Origin of the sequence: Pedobacter sp. R20-19 (assembly GCF_000708265.2) — a bacterium.
Taxonomy (GTDB): domain Bacteria; phylum Bacteroidota; class Bacteroidia; order Sphingobacteriales; family Sphingobacteriaceae; genus Pedobacter.
In genome coordinates, this window is the sequence record NZ_JCKI01000003.1 from 20,014 (window position 1) to 38,220 (window position 18,207).

Here is an 18,207-nt window from a genome sequence, read left to right on the forward strand (position 1 = left end):
ATTTTCTCACATCTATTCTCTATTTACGCTTATCTATTTCCTTTCCTCACATTATTAAAGACAAAATATCATGAAAAAATACATCATACAATCGATACGTTTAACATTAGTTTTAATCGTATTGCTATGCATCATCTATCCCATCAGCATTGCATTAGCCGGCAAACTTTCCAAAGGCAACGGTGCTGGTGAAAAAATCACTAAAAATGGAAAAACAATCGGTTATGCCTTATTAGGCCAATCATTTACTAAACCAGAATATTTCTGGGGAAGGCCATCAGCAGTAAGCTATAATGCCGCCGGATCAGCAGGTTCAAATAAAGGACCATCAAATCCAGATTATTTGAAAGAAGTACAATCAAGAATTGACACCTTGTTAAAATATAATCCCGGATTAAAAAAATCAGAAATCCCTGCAGATATGGTTACAGCATCTGGTAGTGGTTTAGATCCCAATATCTCTGAACAAGGCGCTGCCATTCAAATTGCCAGAGTTGCTAAAACCAGAAAAATCAGCGAACAGAAAGTTAAAGAATTGGTGGCCCTTAATACTATTAAACCTCTGATGGGTTTATTTGGCCCATCATCAGTAAATGTGTTGAAGTTGAATTTGGCACTGGATAATTTATAATAAAACGAATCTCTTATGCAATCGTCATTCTGAATTCATTTCAGCATCTAAAACAGACCTTGAAATAAATTCAGTGTGACGACCGCTTTAGATAAAAACTTCTTAAATACCACTAAAATCGGTGTAATCACCTTATCAATATGAAAAAACTCATCGCCCTTATTACAACTTTAACAGCATCCATTACTGCCTTTGCACAAGAAGAACCTAAAGTAAAATTTTCTGGTTATTTAGAAACTTACTATGGCTACGATTTTAATAAACCTGCCGATCATAACCGCCCTGGATTCATTTATTCACACAATAGAACCAATGAGGTTAACCTGAATTTGGGTTTTATTAAAGCGGCTTATGATAGCGGCAACATCAGAGCAAACCTTGCTGTAATGGCAGGAACGTATTCCAACGCTAATCTATCTGCCGAGCCTGGCGTACTCAAAAATATTTACGAAGCCAATGCGGGAGTTAAACTTTCTAAATCAGAAAACCTGTGGATTGATGCCGGCATCTTTTCATCTCATATTGGTTTTGAAAGTGCTGTTTCTAAAGATTGCTGGGTTTTAACCAGAAATATTTCTTCTGAAAACACACCTTACTATGAATCTGGCGCAAAATTAACTTACGGCACCAAAGATGGAAAACTCACTGCCGCCCTACTCTATCTAAATGGATGGCAAAGAATCACCCGGCAAAATGGAAATGATAAGCCTGCAGGTGGATTGCAATTGAGCTGGAAGCCAACGCCTAAAATCACTGTTAATTACAGCAATTACCTTGGAACCGAAGGTGTAGATTCTGTTCGTGTAAATCGTTTTTACCATAACCTGTACGGTATTTTCCAGGTAACAGATCAATTCGGATTAACGCTAGGTTTAGACTATGGCACCCAACAAAAAACCAAAGGTAGCAGCAGTGTAAATGAAGTAATTTCACCAGTAGCCATTGTGCAATATAAATTTGCAGATAAATGGGCTATGGCAGGAAGATTTGAATATTACGAAGACAAAAATGGTATTTTTATATCAACAGCAACGCCAAACGGATTTAAAACAAAAGGTTACTCCTTAAATATAGACTATTCACCAATCCCGAATGCAGTTGTTCGCTTAGAAGGAAAAACCTATGATAGCAAGGATAAAATTTTTAATCGTGGAACCAGTTCAGTAAATGCAAATACCACATTAACAGCAAGTATAGCTGTTGCTTTTTAATAGCCAATAAAAACATCAATGCAAGAAAAAGAAGATTCTGTACAACATTTCCTCGAATTAATTCAGAAATCACGTCGGGGGAAGCTCAAAATTTATATTGGGATGAGCGCCGGTGTGGGCAAAACCTACCGGATGTTACAGGAATCTCATGCACTTTTACGTAACGGCATTGATGTTTGCATTGGTTATGTGGAAACACACCGCAGAGCTGAAACCGAGGCATTGGTGGCAGGCTTACCAATCATCCCAAGGAAAAATATTTTTTACAGGGGCAAAGAAATTGCTGAGATGGATTTGCAGGGTATTTTAAACCGCCATCCTGAAATTGTGATTGTAGATGAGCTGGCCCATACAAATGCTGATGGTAGTAAAAATGGCAAACGCTGGCAGGATGTTTTTGATTTACTTGAAGCCGGGATTAGTGTTATTTCAGCAGTAAATATCCAGCATCTGGAAAGCATCAATGAAGAGATTGAACAGCTTACGGGCATTACTGTAACCGAACGAATTCCAGATAAAATACTGGAACTGGCAGATGAAATTGTTAATATTGATTTAACTGCTGATGAACTGATTACGCGTTTAAAGGAAGGAAAGATTTACGATCAATCAAAAATTGATCGGGCTTTATCCAATTTCTTCCAGGCAGATAAAATTTTACAGCTCCGGGAATTAGCACTAAAAGAAGTGGTGCACCAGGTGGAAAGGAAAATTCAGACTGAAATTCCGAAATCAATTAAACTCCGCAAAGAACGGTTTCTGGCTTGCATTTCATCCAATGCAGAAACCGCAGGCGTAGTGATCCGTAAAACTGCCAGATTGGCTTCCTATTATCACTCCACATGGATGGTACTTTATGTGCAAAGCGATGCAGAGAGCCTGGATAAAATTAAGTTGGATAAGCAGCGGCACTTAATTAACCATTTTAAGCTGGCAACTGAATTGGGCGCTGAAGTAATTAAAGTTAAAAGCAATCAGATCACACAAAGTATTATTAACATGGCAACGGAAAAAGAGATCACCACCATTTGCATGGGCAAGCCTCATTTAAACATTTTTCAGGTAATGTTGCGAACGGCAATTTTTAATCAGCTGTTGCGTAATTTAGCTGCGAAAGAAATTGATTTGGTGATACTTTCTTAAATCTAACTTAAATTACCACCCAAGATATCTAAGCTTATGTTTGCTTAGGATTCTCAGGTGGTAATCAAATAATATTATCATGAAAATAAAAACCAAGCTCCGCCTCGGATTCGGGTTTCTCTTTATACTCGTTTTATCGTTTGGATTAATTGCCTTATTCTTTCTGAATGAGCTATCCGATAAATCAAAAGTAATCCTGAAAGACAACTATAAATCGCTAAAATATGTGAGTGCCATGCGGCATATAGTGGATGAAAGCAGCTTTCCGTTATCAACAGAAAATGCAAAGCTATTTGAAGAAAATTTAAACCATGAGGGACAAAACATTACTGAACACGGGGAAAAAATTGCCTTCGAAAAATTAGCATCTGCTTACCATTCTCTACAGCTTTCTTCAAATGTAAATAGCTTAAAAAACCTTCGTTCTGCATTACATAATATTGAGGACGTGAACATGAAGGCCATTTACCAAAAGAATGAGCAGGCAAATGCAGCATCTTCCAGAGCCAATTTATATATTTCAATTGCTGCAGTTCTGAGCTTTCTAATTCTCTTTACATTCATTGTTAACTTCCCGGGCTTTGTAGCAAATCCGCTGGCTGAATTCAGCGCTGCCATTAAACAAATCAGCAGAAAAAATTACAAACAACGCCTTCATTTTAACAACCATGATGAGTTTACTGAACTTGCAGATGCTTTTAATGGGATGGTACTTAAATTAAATGAATGGGAGAACAGTAATCTTTCTAAAATCAAATCTGAAAAATTGCGTATTGAAGCCATTATTGCACAAATGCAGGATGCAATTATCGGCTTAAATGAAAAAGGGGAAATTCTGTTTCTAAATCATTTAGCTGCGAAATTAATGAATCTGGATGAAGACAAAATCATCGGTCAGAATGCTACAGAACTCATGAAAAAAAATGAGTTATTAAAGCGAATTATAAAACCAGCAACTGAAGATAAAACTTTAAAAATCTACGCTGATGATAAGGAATCTTATTTCCTTTTAGAGCATCGGGAAATCGTGATTCCAAATTATGATGATCAGGATGAAAAGACCTTAATTGCATCTTCAAAATCAGCCGGGAGTGTGTATGTTTTAAAAAACATCACTCAATTTAAAGAGCTTGACGAGGCCAAAACCAATTTTATTGCAACAGTGTCCCATGAACTGAAAACACCACTTTCATCCATAAAAATGAGTTTAAAGCTGCTTAGTGATGAGCGTGTTGGTATGATGAATGAAGAACAAAATCAATTGTTAACCCACATTAAAGAAGATAGCGACAGGTTATTAAAAATTACCAGTGAGCTTTTGGATCTGTCTCAAGTGGAAACCGGCAATTTAAAACTTACTTTTGCCATCACCAAGCCTCTAGATATTGTAAATTATGCCGTGGATGCGGTTAAATTTCAGGCGGAGCAGAAATCAATACAGTTGGAATTGAACTGCGATAAAAACCTGGGGTTTGTTAATGCTGATATCCAGAAGACAGCCTGGGTTTTAGTTAATTTTCTGTCGAATGCTTTACGTTATAGTTCAGAAAAATCAAAAGTAACCATTGATGTATTCCAAAAAGATCAATTTATTCAGTTTTCGGTTCAGGATTTTGGAAAGGGCATTGACGAAAAATACCAAAAGCGTCTTTTTGAACGCTATTTTCAGGTACCAACCGATGGACAAAATAAATCCGGATCGGGTTTAGGACTTGCCATTTCCAAAGATTTCATTGAAGCAGAAGATGGAAAAATATGGGTGGAAAGTGCTATTGGAGAAGGCAGTAAATTTAGTTTTTCTCTACCTGTCGTATCCTAAACAATATAAGGTTCCATTTCCTTATCAATACTTTTGCGAAGTTCCATCAGTTTAATTGCATAACCATGCATGGCAATTTCTTTTTCAGTTTTTGGTTTAAAGGCAGGAATTGGTTTAGGTTGTCCTTCATCATCTACAGCAACAAAGACGATGATGCAGTGCGTATTTTTAACAAAGTCGGCCTGACCAACGGGTTTAGAAAAAGCATCTACAGCAATATGCATACTGGTTTTACCGGTATAAATAATCCGTGCTTCCATTTTAACCAAATGACCTATATGAACCGGATGAAAAAACCGGATTCCACCCACATAAACAGTCACACAATAAGTCTGGCTCCATTGTAAAGCACAGGCAAAAGCAGCCTGATCAATCCACTTCATCATCATTCCACCATGCACTTTACCGCCATAATTTACGTCAGAAGGTTCGCTTAAAAATTGAAGTTCGATGTGGTTATTAATTTTTGCCATCATTTAAATTATTGAGACTTAAAACCGCAAAGAAAGCTAAGTTTTTCGCAAAGTACGAAAAGGTTAAAAGGAATAAAGAAAAAACACGAGGTTTTGCTACCCCTATTTTTATTCTGATTACTCGCTTTCTTTACGGTTAAACTTGTTATTTTATTTTGCCATTATGCTAATCGCATACCCCCCACCTGGTGCGCAATATTGCGTTAACTTCGTTTTATTGGTTACTTCCATTTTACGAATAGTGTAGGCTTTAGGATTTTTTTCATAGTGTGCATCCTTTGCATCAGCATAAATGGTTGCCGTATATTTTTTACCAGCATCTAAAAAGCCAAAATCTATTTTTGACGTGCGGGCGATTTCATCATTTGTACGGCCAACAAACCAGTTATTTTTACCTTTTGCTTTACGGGCGAAAGTGATGTAATCTCCAGGTTCTGCCTCTAAAACTTTGGTATCATCCCAATCCACTGCTACATCTTTAATAAACTGGAAAGCATCCATATATTTATTATAGGTTTCTGGTAAATCTGCAGCCATTTGCAACGGACTATACATGGTAACATATAGCGCAAGCTGACGGGCAAGTGTACTGTGTACAAAAGAATTATTTTCTGGATTATAAGCACTCACTTTAGTTTCGAAAATACCTGGCGTATAATCCATCGGACCGCCAATTAACCTTGTGAAAGGTAAAATTGTAGTGTGATCTGCATTATTCCCACCGAAAGCCTCATACTCCGTTCCTCTGGCAGATTCATTTCCAATCAAATTTGGATAAGTACGAGCCAAACCAGTAGGGCGTACCGCTTCATGCGCATTAACCATAATTTTATATTCAGCAGCTTTTTGAATGGCATATAAATAATGATTGTTTAGCCATTGCCCATAGTGATGTTCGCCACGGGGAATCATATTGCCTACATAACCACTTTTTACAGCATCGTAACCGTTGGCTTTCATAAATTTATAAGCGGTATCCAAATGTCTTTCATAATTACGTACTGATGAAGAAGTTTCGTGATGCATAATCATTTTAATGCCTTTGCTAGCTGCATAGCGATGCAATTCCTGCACATCAAAATCCGGATATGGGGTGACGAAATCGAAAACATAATCTTTTGTTTTGCCAAACCAATCCTCCCAGCCTTCATTCCATCCTTCTACTAAAACAGCATCTAATCCGTTCTTAGCCGCAAAATCGATGTATTCTTTTACGTGTGCGGTATTGGCAGCGTGTTTCCCGTTAGGCTTGGTCTTTGAATAGTCTGTTACACCCAATTGTACGCTGGTTAAATTATTATAAGCCCAGGTACTTTTACCTGTGATCATTTCCCACCAAACACCAACGTACTTCGTTGGTTTAATCCAGGATACATCTTTAAATTTTGTCGGCTCATTAAGGTTATACGTTAATTTTGAAGTTAAAATATCTCCGGCGTGATCACTTACAATAATCGTTCTCCATGGCGATGTACAAGGTGCCTGCATATAACCTTTATCTCCAATGGCATCAGGAGTTAACCACGATTCTAAAACCATATTTTTATCATCAAGATTTAAGGACATTAAAGAATAGTTGATTAATGCCGCTTCATGAATATTGATGTATAAACCATCTTTGCTTTTCATCATCAAAGGGGTTTGCAAACCGGTTGGAGAGAAAGTCGTTTGCGATGCATTTGGGGTAACGGCATCTTTCATTTTACCGCGAACTTCAGATAAGTTTGAAGTCACCGTGCTATACTCCTGGGTATCATAATCACCAGGCAACCAAAAGGTTTTATGATCACCAGCCAGCGCGAATTGTGTTTTTTCTTCTTTAATTATGAAATAATCAAGGTTTTTCTGCTCTGGAAATTCATATCTGAAACCTAAACCATCATTAAATAATCTTAGCCGTACAATAATATATCGGTTGGTTTCCTTTTGAGTAAGGGTTACCGCTAACTCATTATAATAATTGGTTATTTCTTTCACTTCACCCCAAACAGGCTTCCAGGTTTCATTGAAGGTACTGGTTTTCATATCCGAAATGGTAAAGCCATTCATTAAAGATTTGCCTTCTTTTAATTCCAGGCCAAGCTTACTTGTTTTAATTACATCTTTCCCTTTATATTTCAAGCTATAAGTTGGTACGCCACCCTCAGCTAATGAAAAATTGGCGATTAAATTCGCATCAGGTGATTTTAATTCCTGGGCAAAAACTGCCGAACCCAATAGTGAGAAGCAAATCAGTATTAAGAAAATGAAGAGCTTATAAGATTTATTTTTTCGATGTTTATTCACGTTATATATTTATTATTCAATTTAGAATGTGGCAAGCCGCAATTATTTTTTTGTCTATATAAGCTTAAATGCACTTATATTCCTTATATGGTTAATTTTATTAAACCAACTACTATTTTATCAAATATGGCATAACACAGTTACATTAATTATATGTTAAAACTTAATCCAGTAACAAAGTTTCATCATCGTCATCAGTTAAGCTTAACTGAATACTGTCATTCCCTGCAATCCCTTCGATAGAGCCACGGATATGTGTTGCATTTAATAATACCTTTTCCAGTTGTTTTTCACGGGCTTTCCACAAACGTTCCATGGCATCACGTTCACGTTGAATAGAAAGTTTCATGCTCATAAAACCTTCACGAATGGCTTTCCATTGCTCAGAAAATTCAGCTCCGGTGAGGTAATCATAAAGCATATGCATTTTATCTCCACGGTTTTCCTGTGATTTTATAGCTGTTGATAAGCGCAAGATACCATCACGAAGCACATAAGCTACCGCATTGACTTCCTCAAAAGAACAAATCCATACACCATCACGCTGGCCGAAACTGCTCATGCCTTTTGGGTAACACTGACTGACAATAACCGCCACATCAACCCCCATACTCCGCATGTCTTTTTTCAGTTTTTCAATCCAGTCTCCGCCAAAATCCTTGGTTCGCTTACTTTCATAAATAATTTTGCCACATTCCTGGCCAAACTGGTTACGCACCACCTGAACGCAATCTGCTCCCCGAACGCCTTTACCAACCTCTTCAATTAAATCAAATGGGAAATTGCTACGCAAAAGTTCTTCCAGAATCAATTCCTGAACCTCGCCCTGCAACTGCATACTGCCCTGCTCGGCCTTACGCTTCATTTCTTCTGCCAGCTTTTTCTGATCATCAAGTTGTTTTTCTAATTCCCTTAAACGTAACTGGTGTTCGGTATCCTTAATGCTATTTTTTTCAGCTTCCTGCTTGCGAATCTGTTCTACCAGTTCATTACGCTGCTCCTGCATTTTACGTTGAAAAGCCAATTCCATTTCCTCTTCTTTCAGCTTCAGGCTTTGCTCTCTTCGTAAAAATTCCAGTTCTTTTTCCCTTGCCACCTTCAACTTCTCTTCATTATCCTTTGCATTACCCTCCAGCATTTGTAATTTGGTTTCAAAGTGAGCAGCAATGCTTTTTCGCAGGTTTCCTTCCAAATCATCTTTCAATTTGGTTTTTTCTTCAGCAAGTTTTATGTCAAAGGCTTTTTGTTGGAGTTGCTTTTCGTTCTCCATTGCAGCAAGCTTACGCTGAAATTCCTCGTCCTTTTGTTTCGTAAAAGTGACCATCTTCTCACGTAGTTCCTTTTTGTAATCTTCGGCCATTGCTTCTTCCATTGGAAAAACATGGGCACAACTTGGACATTTAATTTCAGTAGCCATAAATAATTTTCTTCAGAAAGAGCTGAAGCTATACAAAGATATTAAAGCTTTTCAGGAATGAGCAGATGAGTTTTGCACCTTTTTAAAGTACCCTCGATCTTACCTCATGACCAACGGTTAGCATCTTACTCACCGGACATTTAGAAGCGATGTCTTCCAATCGGCTTTTTTGGTCATCAGTTAACTGACCTGTACAGGTTATTTCCTCAAAAAATACGGTTTCACCATTTTCAGTATCTACATTTACCACAACCTCTATTTTATCTATAGGCCAATCCTTTCGATCAGCATACATTCTAAGCGTAATGGCCACACAAGAGGCTAATGATGCCATTAATAATCCTTTAGGCGCAAAACCTTTATTTGTGCCACCTAAATCAAAAGGCTCATCCACCACAATATCGTGTGAACCATTTGTTACTGAACAAGCGTAATGTTCCTTGTTTATCGTTGCTTTTACCATCTGTCTGCTTTTTACCTAAACTTACCAAATATTTTATTCTATCGGTATCTGATTTAGATTTATTGAAACATTCTACGGTAGCAATTGTTCCTTTCATAAACGCATAGTAATGAGAGCGAGGTAATTAAACATATTACCAGTATGATCTCGTTGTTTTTTTATTATGTTGGCTCAATTTTACAAATAAATAGCATCTAAAAACATAAACCCATGAAATACAGAAAATTAATCGGAAAATATTTAGACCACAAATCGAACAACAGCAGTCAAATTGCTTTGGCATTAGTTGCAGGTTTAGCTGCAGGTGCAATTGTAAGTATCTTGTTTGCACCAGATAGTGGAGCAGAAACACGAGAAAAAATTGCTGGTGGAGCAAAAAATTTGCGCTATGGTTTCCAGGATAAATACAATTTGTTAAAAGAAAAAGTATTTGGCGTAGAAGCAATTGAGGAAGATATTGTTGAACATGAAGTTCCTCATTTTAAGCAAACCATACAAAAAAAGCCAAAATCTGACATTAAAGAATTGCTGGAAAATGCCCATGAAAATATTCAGGTTCAAGAGGGTCAAGGCTAAATTTTATATTTGATAAAATAAAAATCATAGTTTTAGGCGATAATAAACCTTATCTATGATTTTTATTTTTTCTAAAATTTTTATATTTTTCTTAAGACCCTTGGTTTGGGTATTTGTAATCTTAATCTTCGTACTCTTCGCAAAAAAAAGAAAAAGACAATTACTGATTACAGGTATTGTGCTATTCCTCTTCTTTTCCAATAATTTTATTGTAGGTAAGGTATCAAATACCTACGAAGCTGCTTATCCAAAAAATCAAAAGTATAATGTAGGTATTGTTTTAGGAGGTTATTCATTTTACAATAAGCGCACCAATCAGATTGCACTTGGAGCTAGCGGCGACAGGCTTTTTCAGGCATTAAAATTATTTAAAGGCGGGAACATTCAGAAAATTTTAATCAGTAGCGGAAGTGCAAATCTTTTAGATACCACAGTAAAAGAAGCAGATTTGACCCTTGGATTTTTAAAACAAATGAATATTCCAGATTCTGCTATCTTGATTGAAGATCGGAGTAGAAATACAGTTGAAAATGCTAAATACAGCCTCGCTTTAATTAAAAAACATGTGCCAAATGCGAAAATACTGGTAATTACTAGCGCCTGGCACATCCCTAGAACCAAGCTAATTTTTAATAAACTTTCAACTAATAAAATAGATTATTATCCTACCAATTTTATAGGTAAAACTGATTACGACCTGCCTGATTTTATTATCCCTGATGCAGCAGCATTTTCAAACTGGGATTTACTTTTAAAGGAATGGGTAGGTTGCGCAGTAGATTATGCCAGAAGTTAACTAAGCATCTATAGCTTTCCACAACAAATCTTTCAGTTCTAATATATTTTTTTCAGCAACTGATGAAATAAAAATTGATGGGATGTTGGGTAAATCCTGCTTTATTTCATTCATTAATTCCTCATCTAACATATCAGATTTAGTGATGGCCAGGATATGTGGTTTCTGCATCAATTCAGGATTGTATGAGTCTAGTTCACGTTTCAAAATCTCATATTCCTCTTTAATAGATCTACTGGTATCAGCTGGAACCATGAACAACAATACAGAATTGCGTTCGATATGACGTAAGAAACGGTATCCTAAGCCTTTTCCTTTCGATGCGCCCTCAATTATCCCAGGAATATCAGCCATAACGAAAGACTTACCGCCACGGTAACTTACAATTCCAAGGTTCGGTACAATAGTCGTAAAAGGATAATCGGCAATTTCAGGCTTGGCTGCAGAAACTACAGATAATAAGGTAGACTTACCTGCATTTGGGAAACCAACTAAACCCACATCGGCCAAAACCTTAAGCTCAAGAATATTCCAAACTTCTTTACCTTGCTCGCCCGGTTGTGCAAAACGAGGTGTTTGCTGAACAGAGTTTTTAAAGTGCGCATTACCCAGACCACCTCTACCACCTGCAGTTAAAATTTTGGTTTCACCATGCTTCGTAATTTCAAAAAGTACTTCTCCGGTTTCAGCATCTTTTGCAATCGTTCCAAGTGGAACTTCCAGAATTTCATCTTTACCCTGGCGACCAAACTTATGAGAACTTCCTCCAGCTAAGCCATCTTCTGCAATAATATGCTTGCGGTATTTTAAATGTAATAATGTCCAGATATTGCTATTCCCTACCACGGTAATATGTCCACCACGACCACCATCGCCGCCATCCGGACCGCCCATTGATGTTAAAATATCACGATGTAAATGTGCTGAACCTGCACCGCCCTTACCAGAACGGCAACAAATTTTTACATAATCTACGAAATTTGAACCCTGAGACATAATGATTTACGATTTAAAATGGCGATTTAAAATTTAAAAACCGCCGATGAACTGTTACTCTATTTTTATACTTGCGACTTTTAATTACAAAAATCGCTAAAAAACAAACATCCGCAAAAAACAACTAATGCTTTTTTTGCGGATGTTATATTTTAAAATTTAATTATTTAGAACTGATCAATTACTGCGCAAAGATCACTATAAACTTTTTCTATATCGCCAATTCCATTTACTTTTTTTAACTTTCCTTGCTCCTCATAATAAGGCAAAACATGAATCGTTTTTTCAAAGTATTCTGAAATACGTTTTTTTAATTTTTCCGCATCATCATCAGGTCTGCCACTTACTTTATGGCGTTCCGCAATACGTTTGGTTAACTCTACCTGATCAACATCTAAAGCAATTACACCAGCAATATTGCTGCCTTTACGCTCCAAAAATAAATCAAGTTCTTTTGCTTGTGGAACTGTACGTGGAAATCCATCAAATACAAATCCTTTCGCATCAGGATTTTTATCCACTTCTTCTTCAAGCATGGCTATTGTAATCGCATCAGGAACCAATTCGCCATCAGCTAACAATTGACTAACTTTTTTTCCTAATTCTGTTTCTCCTTTTACGTGTGCTCTAAAAAGATCGCCTGTTGAAACATGTACTAACTGATATTTTGCAATCAGTTTTTCAGATTGGGTGCCTTTACCCGCCCCTGGAGGGCCAAAGAGAACTAAATTAAGCATTAACGTGGTTTAGGTTATCTTTAAAAATAAAAAAGCCTTATTCCTATGGCTATACAACATGAAAGTGAAATATAAAGTATTGCCTTTCAAGGCTGCAAATATATAATTATTAATTTAGATGGTATTTATTATTCAAAATTTATTTAAAAACCCAATAGTTTAAATTCTATCTAAACTATTTTAATGGATTATTGAAATTTCATATCATACCTATCGGCATCAAGAGAATTTTTCATGTCTTTTTAAGCGAACTATCCCTTAAAAAAGACTAAATTATGCTTAATGTTAAATAAATATTATTGCAACATCATATCAAGATTAAAAGCCTCTTCTTTTTCTTTAAAGAATATCTCAAATGTTAATAGAGCAGAAAAATATGGATTTTAAACAAAAAAAGAGGACTTCAATTTGAAATCCTCTTTCTGTGCACTTGTAGGGATTCGAACCCCAAACCTTCTCATCCGTAGTGAGATGCTCTATCCAATTGAGCTACAAATGCATTTTCCGTATCGTTAACGGACTGCAAAGGTATAATTTGAGATTTTAATTTCCAATTAATTTTCAAAAAAAATCTCAAATTATATTCAGAAGATCTATCTTTAGGCTTTTACAGCATCGTCAATTGCTTTAAAATCAGGCAATTTGCCAGCATCTTCCAAAACTTCTGCATAAGCGATTTTTCCTTCTTCATTAATAACAAACGCCGCTCTTTTAGATACACCTTTTAATCCAAATACAAATTCAGGGTAAAAAGCACCGTATGCTTCTGATACTTCCTTATTAAAATCAGATAATAACGGGAACTGATAACTTTGTACTTCTTTAAACTTCGCTAAAGAAAACGGCGAGTCAACAGAAACGCCTAATACTTGTGCATTAATCCCTTCATAAAAGCTGAAGTTATCTCTCATGGTACACAGTTGCTCGGTACAAGTACCGGTGAAAGCCATTGGAAAAAAATGAATGATGACCTTTTTACCTTTAAAGGCTGCTAAAGAAACTTCTGTTAAATCAGAACTAAATAATTTAAAATCCGGGGCCTGATCGCCAATTTGTAGTGACATATGTTTAATTGTTTTTGTTTGCTATTCGTTTGCCGTTTATTGCTTAGTTGTTCGTATTTAGTTTATTGTCAGGCGCTTCTTGTTAATTCCTAATATTTCTAAAACAGTAAATATCACAGCACCACAGTCTTGATACTAACTACTTTATACTTTCATACTATTTTTCATCTGCTCGTCCAATATTTTCAATCCATCTTCAAAGCTATGCGGATGGTATTTTAAATCTTTTATAGCTTTATCCAAAATAAACCCAGTTCTACCTGGTCGTTTAGCATTTTGATTTAAGTTTTCTGAACTAATCTCAGAAATTAATGTTTGATCAAGCAACCAGTAATCAGCAACTTTTCTCACTATCTCCAAAATACTCAGATCATCCTTACCAGAAATATGGTATACGCCCCGGGCATTGTTTTCAACTGCCAAAAGGCAGGCATCAGCTAAGTCCTCAGCTAAAGTAGGCATCCGCCACTGATCATTTACGGCATTAATCGGCAACCCCTTTTCTAAGGCACCTTTAGCCCACAGCACAATATTACTTCGGCTCATATCCTTAGTTATGCCATATACAAGTATCGTTCGTAAAATTGCCCAGTTTGCTTTTGATTCTTTAACAGCAAGCTCAGCAAGCAGTTTTGTCTCCCCGTAATAGCTTAATGGATTTGGCGCATCTTCTTCAGCATATGGCCCTTTAATACCGTCAAAAATAAAATCGGTACTTAAATGTATAAAATGAATCTGGTATTCTTCACAAAGCGATACGAGATTTTGTGTGGCCTTCACATTTAATGCATAACACAATTCCTTATTTTCTTCACTGGTATCAACATTAGTCATTGCCGCAGTATGAACAATAGCATCAGGCAGATATGTTAAAATAACTTGTTTTACTCGATCGTTATCAAGAATATCCATTTCGATATATTCATAACCTTCGCCAAAGGGATATCGGTTTATACCTTTAGAAGTTGCAATTAATTTCACACGCCCTTCAGCTAAAACTTTTTCCGTGATTTTCTGTCCTAAAAGACCGTTGCTTCCTGTTACTAAAATGGTTTTCATTTGATTTTTTGATGCGCTAAAATTACGATTAAAACGCTGTTGGAAAAATTTCCAATATATATTTAAAATTTACTAATAATAACTTAACTTTGCCAACCGAATTGGAGCCCTTACAAACGGCTTTAATTCATTGACTGTAATAAATTTACTCACAACAGATATGCCTAACTTAGGAAAAATAGCACAAATTATCGGCCCAGTGGTTGACGTTAGCTTTGCTGATGATGCCCATCTACCTAAAATTTTTGATGCGTTAGAGATAACGAAAGAAAATGGACAAAAAATTGTTTTAGAAGTTCAACAACACTTAGGTGAAGATCGTGTACGTGCAATCTCAATGGACTCTACAGATGGTTTAGTTCGAGGAATGAGTGTACTTGACACTGGTTCTGCGATTAAAATGCCAGTGGGCGACCAAATTAAAGGCCGTTTATTTAACGTAGTTGGTGAAGCCATTGATGGTATTACTGCTGTTGACAAAACAGGTGGCCGCCCTATTCATGCTACTCCTCCTAAGTTTGAAGATTTATCAACCGAAACTGAAGTACTTTTTACAGGTATTAAAGTAATCGATTTATTAGAGCCTTATGCAAAAGGTGGTAAAATCGGTTTATTCGGTGGTGCTGGTGTAGGTAAAACGGTATTAATTATGGAGTTGGTAAACAACATCGCTAAGGCTTATGCTGGTTTATCAGTATTCGCAGGTGTAGGTGAGCGTACTCGTGAGGGTAACGATTTACTTCGTGAGTTTATCGAATCTGGTGTAATTAACTATGGTGATGATTTCTTACATTCCATGGAAAAAGGTGGATGGGATTTGAAAGCCGTTGACACTGAAAAATTAAAAGAATCTAAAGCAACATTGGTTTTCGGTCAAATGAACGAGCCTCCTGGTGCACGTGCTCGTGTAGCTTTATCAGGATTAACAGTTGCGGAATATTTCCGTGATGGTGATGGTGAAGGCGCTGGAAAAGATATCCTTTTCTTCGTAGATAATATCTTCCGTTTCACTCAGGCAGGTTCTGAGGTATCTGCACTATTAGGTCGTATGCCATCTGCGGTAGGTTACCAACCAACATTGGCAACTGAAATGGGTTTAATGCAAGAGCGTATTACATCAACTAAACGCGGTTCAATTACATCCGTACAAGCGGTATATGTACCTGCAGATGATTTAACTGACCCTGCACCGGCAACAACATTTGCCCACTTAGATGCTACTACTGTACTTTCACGTAAAATTGCTGAGTTAGGTATTTATCCTGCAGTAGATCCATTGGATTCTACTTCACGTATCCTTTCTCCTGCTGTTTTAGGTGATGAGCATTACAACACCGCACAGCGCGTTAAAGAAACTTTACAACGTTATAAAGAATTACAAGATATCATCGCGATTTTAGGTATGGATGAATTATCTGAAGAAGATAAATTAGTCGTATCAAGAGCTCGTCGTGTTCAACGTTTCTTATCCCAACCTTTCCACGTAGCTGAGCAGTTCACAGGCTTAAAAGGTGTATTGGTTGATATTAAAGATACCATCAAAGGATTTAACATGATTATGGATGGTGAAGTAGATGAATATCCTGAAGCTGCTTTTAACTTAGTTGGTAGCATTGAAGATGCCATCGAAAAAGGTAAAAAATTATTAGCAGAAGCGAACTAGTATCAAGATTTGAGTATTAAGTATCAAGATTTGAAACCTTATCTTGATACCTGATACTAGATACTTGTTACTCAAATCTATAAAAATGAATTTAGAAATATTAACTCCGGATAAAAAAGTCTTCGAAGGTGAAGTAACAGCCGTTACGGTTCCAGGTACTTTAGGTTCTTTTCAAATTTTAAAAGATCATGCGCCGATCATCTCAACTTTGGAAGATGGAGAAGTTATTATAAAAGCAGGTAAAACTGATGAACAACGTTTCTTTATTAAAGGTGGCGTAGTTGAAGCCATCCACAATAAAATTGTTGTTTTGGCAGAAGGTATTGCTTAATAAAAATACGCTGAATTTGTTTTGGCAAGTTAATAAAAGCCTTTTCGATTAATTTCGGAAAGGCTTTTTTGTTAATCAAACAATTATGAAATAAAGTTTAAGAAAACATATAAATTAGATAATAGTATTTATTCCCTAATTAGAATTAATACAGCTGTAAATTTTCAATTTTATACAACAAATGTCCATTTTCACGAAGAAAATCATATTATTTATAATGCTAGCATAACAAACATACTATATACCGTTTTGATATTCAGTCTACCATCACCCATATTAAATCAGTGTCTTCACCAATAAATGGAATTATATTCTGAAATTAAATAACAAAGAAGAATTATATTCTGATTTTATTTTTTTTCGATTTCTCTTGTTTATTAGTAGACCAAAAACTAAATTGGTATTTATAAAGAATCAGAAACCAATGGCAATTCAAATCAATACTTTTTTAAATAACACTGCTGCAAATTTTGCAGTAAATGTAGTATTGTTACCTGTCATTATTCTAAACCTGCTACTTCTAAATATTTTACTTACGAAGAAAACGGACAGCTTTTAATTAGATTAAAAAAACTAAATATACTTAAAGCGTCCTGATACAAACAGGACGCTTTTTTTAAATAACAAAACATGGTATTATGAAATACTACAATTCTAATACAATTATTTACCTTGATGGGCGGTTTGAGAAAGCTGTAGATAGCAGTACTGATTTATATGGACAGTCGCTACATTATGGCTATGCTGCTTTTGAAGGTATAAGAGCCTATAAAACCCACAATGGAAACCGTATTTTTAAAGCCGCCGCTCACTTTGATCGTTTAGAGCGCTCTTGTCAGCTGGCCAATATTCCATTTCCATGGGATAAACATGATTTGATCAAAGAAACTTATAAGCTACTTACACTAAATAAACTTAAAGATGCTTATATCCGTCCATTAGTTTTTTGTCACCCTAATATGAAGCTGAATGAACCAAGCGGAGTATCAATTTTGATTTGTGCCTGGGATTGGGATGCTTATTCAGGTAATAAGTTATTAAAACTAACCATTTCTGATTACGAAAGACCAAACCCAAAATCGACTCCAATGGAAGCTAAATTGAGCGGCAATTATGTAAATTCCATTTTAGCCACCACTGCTGCTAACATTAAAGGCTATGATGAAGCCCTACTTTTAGATATGCATGGCTTTATCGCCGAAGCTTCAGGTGCTAATATTTTCATCGAAAAAGATGGTAAACTTTACACGCCATCTCCAGGAAACATTTTACCAGGAATAACAAGGGCAACAGTTAAAGAATTATGTACGGTGCTTGATATTGAATGCATAGAAAAAAAATTGACTATCGAAGATTTAAGGCAAGCAGATAGTGCGTTCTTGTGTGGAACAGCTACTGAAGTTGCAGGTATCGCCTCTGTAGATGATATTGTATTCCGTAGTTTATGGAGAGAATCTATCGGGTATACCATACAACGTGCATACAAGAACCTTGTGCTTGAAAAAGTAAATTATGAAGTTATTATATAGTCAGGGTTAAGAG

At 36.2% G+C, this 18,207-nt stretch carries 17 protein-coding genes and 1 tRNA gene; 9 read left to right on the plus strand and 9 right to left on the minus strand.

Features of this window, described 5'->3' with window-relative positions:
- Positions 1 to 70 precede the first annotated feature (70 nt).
- From AN34_RS07640 to AN34_RS07655, 4 genes are all read left to right on the plus strand, one after another.
- Positions 71 to 631 carry a K(+)-transporting ATPase subunit C gene (locus AN34_RS07640; RefSeq protein WP_029283948.1) on the plus strand — a complete coding sequence of 187 codons (561 nt, stop codon included), beginning with the start codon at positions 71 to 73 and terminating at the stop codon, positions 629 to 631.
- A 140-nt stretch (positions 632 to 771) separates the two neighbouring features.
- Positions 772 to 1,842: a porin gene (locus AN34_RS07645; protein WP_029283949.1), complete on the plus strand. Its 1,071-nt coding sequence runs from the start codon at positions 772 to 774 to the stop codon at positions 1,840 to 1,842.
- An 18-nt stretch (positions 1,843 to 1,860) separates the two neighbouring features.
- Positions 1,861 to 2,985, plus strand: coding sequence for a sensor protein KdpD (locus tag AN34_RS07650; protein ID WP_029283950.1), 1,125 nt, complete (start codon positions 1,861 to 1,863; stop codon positions 2,983 to 2,985).
- Between the two features lie 79 nt (positions 2,986 to 3,064).
- Complete coding sequence (locus AN34_RS07655; protein WP_029283951.1) at positions 3,065 to 4,804, plus strand: ATP-binding protein; 1,740 nt, start codon at positions 3,065 to 3,067, stop codon at positions 4,802 to 4,804.
- Here AN34_RS07655 and AN34_RS07660 read toward each other — a convergent pair.
- From AN34_RS07660 to AN34_RS07675, 4 genes are all read right to left on the minus strand, one after another.
- On the minus strand, positions 4,801 to 5,280 hold the full coding sequence (locus tag AN34_RS07660; protein WP_231625507.1) for an acyl-CoA thioesterase: 480 nt from the start codon (positions 5,278 to 5,280) through the stop codon (positions 4,801 to 4,803). The genes AN34_RS07655 and AN34_RS07660 overlap by 4 nt on opposite strands.
- 147 nt (positions 5,281 to 5,427) lie before the next feature.
- Positions 5,428 to 7,563, minus strand: a complete 2,136-nt coding sequence (locus AN34_RS07665; protein WP_231625508.1) for a glycoside hydrolase family 97 protein — start codon at positions 7,561 to 7,563, stop codon at positions 5,428 to 5,430.
- A 163-nt stretch (positions 7,564 to 7,726) separates the two neighbouring features.
- Positions 7,727 to 8,980, minus strand: a complete 1,254-nt coding sequence (locus AN34_RS07670) for a DUF2130 domain-containing protein (protein ID WP_029283955.1) — start codon at positions 8,978 to 8,980, stop codon at positions 7,727 to 7,729.
- A gap of 82 nt (positions 8,981 to 9,062) precedes the next feature.
- Positions 9,063 to 9,443, minus strand: coding sequence for an OsmC family protein (locus AN34_RS07675; RefSeq protein WP_029283957.1), 381 nt, complete (start codon positions 9,441 to 9,443; stop codon positions 9,063 to 9,065).
- Positions 9,444 to 9,653: 210 nt separating this feature from the next.
- Here AN34_RS07675 and AN34_RS07680 point away from each other — a divergent pair, with 210 nt between their 5' ends.
- Complete coding sequence (locus AN34_RS07680) at positions 9,654 to 10,019, plus strand: YtxH domain-containing protein (RefSeq protein WP_051666325.1); 366 nt, start codon at positions 9,654 to 9,656, stop codon at positions 10,017 to 10,019.
- Positions 10,020 to 10,074: 55 nt separating this feature from the next.
- Positions 10,075 to 10,815: a YdcF family protein gene (locus AN34_RS07685; RefSeq protein ID WP_029283961.1), complete on the plus strand. Its 741-nt coding sequence runs from the start codon at positions 10,075 to 10,077 to the stop codon at positions 10,813 to 10,815.
- Here the strand turns inward: AN34_RS07685 and obgE are convergent, their stop codons facing one another.
- The 5 genes from obgE to AN34_RS07710 form a co-directional block, all read right to left on the minus strand.
- Positions 10,816 to 11,811 carry a GTPase ObgE gene (gene obgE / locus AN34_RS07690; RefSeq protein ID WP_029283962.1) on the minus strand — a complete coding sequence of 332 codons (996 nt, stop codon included), beginning with the start codon at positions 11,809 to 11,811 and terminating at the stop codon, positions 10,816 to 10,818.
- Between the two features lie 167 nt (positions 11,812 to 11,978).
- Positions 11,979 to 12,548 carry an adenylate kinase gene (locus AN34_RS07695; protein ID WP_029283963.1) on the minus strand — a complete coding sequence of 190 codons (570 nt, stop codon included), beginning with the start codon at positions 12,546 to 12,548 and terminating at the stop codon, positions 11,979 to 11,981.
- A gap of 425 nt (positions 12,549 to 12,973) precedes the next feature.
- Positions 12,974 to 13,047, minus strand: a tRNA-Arg gene (locus AN34_RS07700).
- Between the two features lie 100 nt (positions 13,048 to 13,147).
- Positions 13,148 to 13,612 (minus strand): redoxin domain-containing protein, encoded by a 465-nt coding sequence (locus AN34_RS07705; protein ID WP_029283965.1) that lies wholly within the window; start codon positions 13,610 to 13,612, stop codon positions 13,148 to 13,150.
- Between the two features lie 144 nt (positions 13,613 to 13,756).
- The gene (locus AN34_RS07710; RefSeq protein ID WP_029283966.1) at positions 13,757 to 14,671 is read right to left on the minus strand and encodes an NAD(P)-dependent oxidoreductase; all 915 of its coding nucleotides are present in this window, start codon (positions 14,669 to 14,671) and stop codon (positions 13,757 to 13,759) included.
- 160 nt (positions 14,672 to 14,831) lie between these two features.
- Here AN34_RS07710 and atpD point away from each other — a divergent pair, with 160 nt between their 5' ends.
- The 3 genes from atpD (at position 14,832) to AN34_RS07725 (ending at position 18,194) form a co-directional block, all read left to right on the plus strand.
- On the plus strand, positions 14,832 to 16,334 hold the full coding sequence (atpD, locus tag AN34_RS07715; protein WP_029283967.1) for a F0F1 ATP synthase subunit beta: 1,503 nt from the start codon (positions 14,832 to 14,834) through the stop codon (positions 16,332 to 16,334).
- Positions 16,335 to 16,419: 85 nt separating this feature from the next.
- Positions 16,420 to 16,665, plus strand: coding sequence for an ATP synthase F1 subunit epsilon (atpC, locus tag AN34_RS07720; RefSeq protein ID WP_029283968.1), 246 nt, complete (start codon positions 16,420 to 16,422; stop codon positions 16,663 to 16,665).
- 638 nt (positions 16,666 to 17,303) lie between these two features.
- The gene (locus AN34_RS07725) at positions 17,304 to 18,194 is read left to right on the plus strand and encodes an aminotransferase class IV (protein ID WP_029283970.1); all 891 of its coding nucleotides are present in this window, start codon (positions 17,304 to 17,306) and stop codon (positions 18,192 to 18,194) included.
- The last annotated feature ends 13 nt before the right edge of the window (positions 18,195 to 18,207 follow it).